Origin of the sequence: Alcanivorax sp. MD8A (genome assembly GCF_002888555.1) — a bacterium.
In the GTDB taxonomy this organism is placed as follows: Bacteria; Pseudomonadota; Gammaproteobacteria; order Pseudomonadales; family Alcanivoracaceae; genus Alcanivorax.
In genome coordinates this window covers 1-5049 of the sequence record NZ_AQOQ01000066.1, presented here as the reverse complement: position 1 = coordinate 5049, position 5049 = coordinate 1, and the positions used below count along the sequence as shown (strand labels likewise).

Annotated in this window: 2 protein-coding genes; both read right to left on the bottom strand. The window is 60.9% G+C overall.

Annotated features, from left to right (window positions below; genetic code table 11):
- The coding region (locus A15D_RS16895; RefSeq protein ID WP_233192290.1) for a condensation domain-containing protein at positions 1–1541 on the bottom strand (1541 nt) is incomplete at its 3' end.
- 13 nt (positions 1542–1554) lie between these two features.
- The coding region (locus A15D_RS16890; RefSeq protein WP_146026909.1) for a non-ribosomal peptide synthetase at positions 1555–5049 on the bottom strand (3495 nt) is incomplete at its 5' end.

The following is a 5049-nucleotide window of genomic DNA, read 5'->3' as shown; positions in this document are numbered from 1 at the left end:
CCGCGCAACGCCGCCTGCTGCGAGAACAGCGAAGGAAAACTCTGGGCCACATAAGCCCCTTCGCCTTCACCCCACTGCTGCAAACGCGGCAAGTCTTGTGTAGCGGTATCCACGGTGCCCAAACACCGCTGGCGGTCTCCTGCAAAAGCCGCCAGCACCTGTTCCATGGCGTGCTGCAAACGTCGGGCCGTGTCACTGTGAAAGCGGTCGGCCGCATAGGTCAGCGTAAGCGCCAGCGCACCGTCACTGGCTTCGTGCACATCCAACGCAAGATCAAACAGCGCATGGGGCACGCCCTGCGCCTGCGGGGCGATGGTGACCTCATTATCCAGCTGGCGGCGACCACCATCACGACGCTGATAATTAAACAGCACCTGAAACAGCGGGGTTTCGCCAGGTTCACGACGAGGCGCCAACGACGCCACCAACTGGTCGAAAGGCAGCGCCTGATGGGCCTGGGCATCCAGCATGGTCTGGTGCACCTGCTGCACCCACTGATCCACGGTCATGGCTGCGCTGGGTTGTCCTCGCACCACCAGGGTGTTGACGAAGAACCCCACCAGCGCCTCAACCTCACTGCGGCCACGGTTTGCCATCGGCACCCCCACCGGAATATCCCGGCGACCGCTGACCGACGCCAACGCCCACTGCCAGGCCGCCAACACCACGGTAAAGAGCGTGGTGTCATTGTCTCGCGCCAAGGCCTGCAAGGGGCCCTGCAAAGTCTGCGGCAACAACCATTGCTCGCTGGCCGCCTGACGAAGATCGTTGTGCTGCGGATGACGGTCATAGGGAATCAGTAACGGCGGCTGAACACTATCGCCCTGATCCAGCCGCAACTGCTCACGCCAATAGGTCAGTTGCCGCTCGCGCTCGCCGGCATCCAGCCAGGCCTTTTGCCACAGCGCGTAATCAGCATACTGCACTGCCAGGGGCGGCAACGGGGCATCGGACAGATACGCGCGGCCGAGATCGGTAAAGAACACCTCCATGGACCAGCCATCAGATACCAGATGGTGCATCACCAACTGCAGCCGCCATTGCTGCTCGCCTTCCTGTAACAATTGCACGCGCAACGGCAAGTCCCGTTCCAGCACAAAGCGACGGCGGGCATGTTCATCAGCCAGCGTCTGACGGGCTGCCTGATCCAGCGAGCGAACATCGCGCTGCTCAACCGGCAACCGCGCCGACTGGATGATCTGCTCGGCGTCTCCGTCGTGGTCCCGAAAACCGGTGCGCAAACTCTCGTGTCGCTGCACCACCGCCTCCAGGCTGCGCAGCAAACGCGCCACCTCAAGCGGACCGCTCAAACTGAAAGCGGTGGTCAGGTGATACGCCGTGTTGTCCGGCTCCAATTGATAAATCGTCCAGAGCCGTTGCTGGGCCGGCGCCAGCGGTAACCGCGCAGGGCGATGCCCGGACACAATTGGCAGCCGCTCAAACGGAATGCCCTTTTCACCCAGCTTCTGCAAAAAGATGGCCTGCTTGCTTTCTTCCAGCGCCATAAAGCGCTGGGCCAGTGCCACTTTATCGAGACTCATCCCTTACTCCGGATCATAAATCTTCCAGGTCATCCAGCAGATCCGCCATGACAGCAAGATCATCCTGTTCCTGTTGCTTTGCTTCGCCGTTGTGTTCGTCCACCAACGCCGCCAGTGCTTGCAGGGTGTCGGTTTCAAACAGGGCACGCAGGGGCACATCCACGCCCCAGCGATCACGCAACGCCGCCACTACCCGCGTGGCCAACAGTGAATGGCCACCCAGCGCAAAAAAGTTATCGTCCAGCCCGACAGCACCGTTTCCTGACAACGCTTCTCCTGACGGCGATGCCTTCGCTAAAGACAGCCCCAACAACTCTTCCCACAGCGCCGCGAGTTGCTGTTCGGTGTCGGTCACCGGCGCTCGGTATTCCCGGGCCTGCCATTGCGGCTCAGGTAGCGCCTTGCGATCCAGTTTGCCGTTGGGCGATAACGGCATCTGCTCCAGCAACATGAACAGGCCCGGCACCATGTAATCCGGCAGGGCCGCCGACAGGGCTTGCTGCCAGGCCTCCGGGGAGGACGCGCCACTTACCACATAGGCCACCAGCTGATCACCTGCCGCGCCGGAGTGGGACACGACCACCGCATCCTCAATGTCCGGTTGTTGTTTCAGTTGCTGCTCGATTTCACCCAGCTCGATACGCAGACCGCGAATCTTGACCTGATGATCAAGGCGGCCCAGATAATCGATAACGCCATCGGCACGCTGCACCACCTGATCACCGGTGCGGTACATCCGTGAGCCAGGCTCACCAAAGGGGTTGGGAACGAAACGCTCTGCGGTCAGATCGGGGCGACCGTGATAGCCACGCGCCAACCCCACACCCGCCAGATAGAGTTCACCGGCCACCCCACGCGGCACCGGGTTGAGATCGGTATCCAGCACATGCAGCTGAATATTGCTGATCGGTGAGCCGATCGGCACGGTGTGGCCGGTGCCCGGGCGGCAATGCCAGTAACTCACATCAATGGCCGCTTCGGTGGGGCCATACAGGTTGTGCAACTGCACATCGTCACGGGCGGCAAACACCGATCCCTGCAATGCCATGTCCAGCGCTTCCCCACTACAGATCACCTGCTTCAGGGACGGCAGGTTTTTCAATCCTGTTGCGGACACAAAGGCATGCAACATGGACGGCACAAAGTGCAGCGTGGTGACCTGCTCTTCAGCCATCACCTGCTGCAACCACTGCGGGTCCGCATGGGCATCCGGCGGCGCGATGGCGAGACGCGCCCCCACCATCAACGGCCAGAAAAATTCCCACACCGACACATCAAAACTGAACGGTGTCTTCTGCAACACACAGTCGGATTCATCCAGTGGGTATTGCTGCTGCATCCACAGCAATCGATTCTCCAGCGCGGCCTGGGTATTGAGCACCCCTTTGGGTTTGCCAGTGGAGCCAGAGGTGTAGATCACATAGAGCGCCTGATCCGGATGCCACTGCACCGACGGTGCCGTGGTCGCCTGCCCGCTCACGTCCAGTTGATCCAGACACCACATGGGCACCGCTTGCGGCCAGCTGTCCAGCAAGCGGCTGTCGGTCAGCAACAACGCCGGCTGCGATGCCTCCAGAATGTAGGCCAGACGGTCCTGGGGATAGGACGGGTCCAGCGGCACATAGGCACCCCCGGCACGGGTAATGGCCAACAGACCGATGACCAGATCCAGTGATCGGGGCAGGCCGATGGCCACCCGCACTTCTTCCTTCACCCCGGCCGCACGCAAGCGGTTGGCCAGCTGGTTTACCTTGCGGTCCAGCTCGGCATAACTGAGCTGCCTGTCGCCCATGGACAACGCCACTGCCTCAGGCGAACGCACGGCTTGCTGACGCACTCTTTCCGGCACGGCAACAAAATCACCCCAGCGTTTTTCGGTGCGATTGAAGACTTGCTGGTCGGCCTGTTCCTGATCTGACAGCAAGGCGATATCCGACAAGGACTGATCAGGCTGGGTGAGCAGCGCCGTCATCACCCTCAGGAAATGTTCCCGCAAGCGCTCAATGGTGCTGGCACGGAACAGGGCCGTGTCGTAACCGATAAACCCCTGCAGCTGTTCATCGTCTTCCAGGACATCCAGTGCCAGTTCAAACTGGGCACCGGCGGCACCCGGATCAAACGGTGTGATGACCGCTTCCGGCCATTGCGGGGCAAAGTTTTCACTCAACCGCTGGTGATTGAACACCACCTGGAACAAGGGGTGACGATCCAGATTCCGGTCCACGCCCAGCGCCTCGACCAACACCTCAAAAGGCAGCGCCTGGCGCCCTTGCGCTTCGCCGATGAACTGCTGTGTGGCCACCACCTGCTCAGCCAGCGATTGCGAGCCGACAAAATCGGCCGGCACGACCAGGGTATTGATAAAACACCCTTGCAGGGTTTCGGTTTCGGCCAGCAATCGGCCGGCAACCGGCACCCCCACCCGCACCTGCGACTGACCACTGTAGCGATGCAACAGTACCTGCCAGGCCGTGAGCAACAAGGTGGATACCGTAGAACCCAGCTCGGTGGCACGCTGCTTCAGCCGCTCAAGCTGATCATGGCTAAAGGTCACGGGTAAACGTGCCCCGCCTTCTTTCGAGTTAGCAGGTTTGGTGTCGACTAACACACCACGAGGGAAGTCGGTGGGCAACGCCAGCGGCTCACCGCCCTCGCCCAACTGTTCTACCCACCACTGCTGTTGTGCACGGGCCTCATCACTGGCCAGCCACTGCTGTTGCCAGGCGGCATAATCCGCGTACTGGATTCGGGCGGACGGTTGAGCAGAAACCAGTGGCATGGCATCACCGCGATGAGCCTGGGCATAACGGCTACTCAGCTCCGCCATCAACAATTGCATGGAAACGCCATCACCAATGATGTGATGCTGGACCAGCAACAGTTGATAGCGCTGTGGGGCCAACTGAATGACCTGCACGCGCAACAACGGATCACTGGCCAGATCGAACGGCGCGTTCAGGGTGCGCGCCTGGCGTTCGCCGGCCACAGATTCGGGTAGCGCCTCGCCGGTGAGATCCAGCCAGTCGATGATCACAGGGGGCTCATCCAGAATCCGCTGGCGAGGCTCCCCTGCGGTTTCCACAAAGCGGGTACGCAGGCTTTCGTGATTCGCCACCAGGGCATCCAGCGCCTGCTGCAGGGCTGCGTGATGCAATTCACCACGCACATCGAGCCCCAACGGCATATGGTAGGCACCGTTTTCCGGCTGCAATTGCTGCACGAACCACAAACGCCGTTGCGCCGCGGAACACGGCAAATCGCCGCCACGCGCCACCGGGCGGATTGCGGGCAAGGCCGCTGCACTCTGGCACAAAGCCGCACACTGTTTCAGCAGCGGTTGTTCAAAAATGCGATTGAGCGGCAAATCCAGCTGGTGCTGATGACGCAAGCGGTTAACCATTTGCACCGCCAACAGGGAATGCCCACCCAGATTGAAGAAATGGTCATCGCGACTGACGGCTTCCAGCCCCAGCAACTCTTGCCAGATGGTCGCCAGAATTTTTTCGTT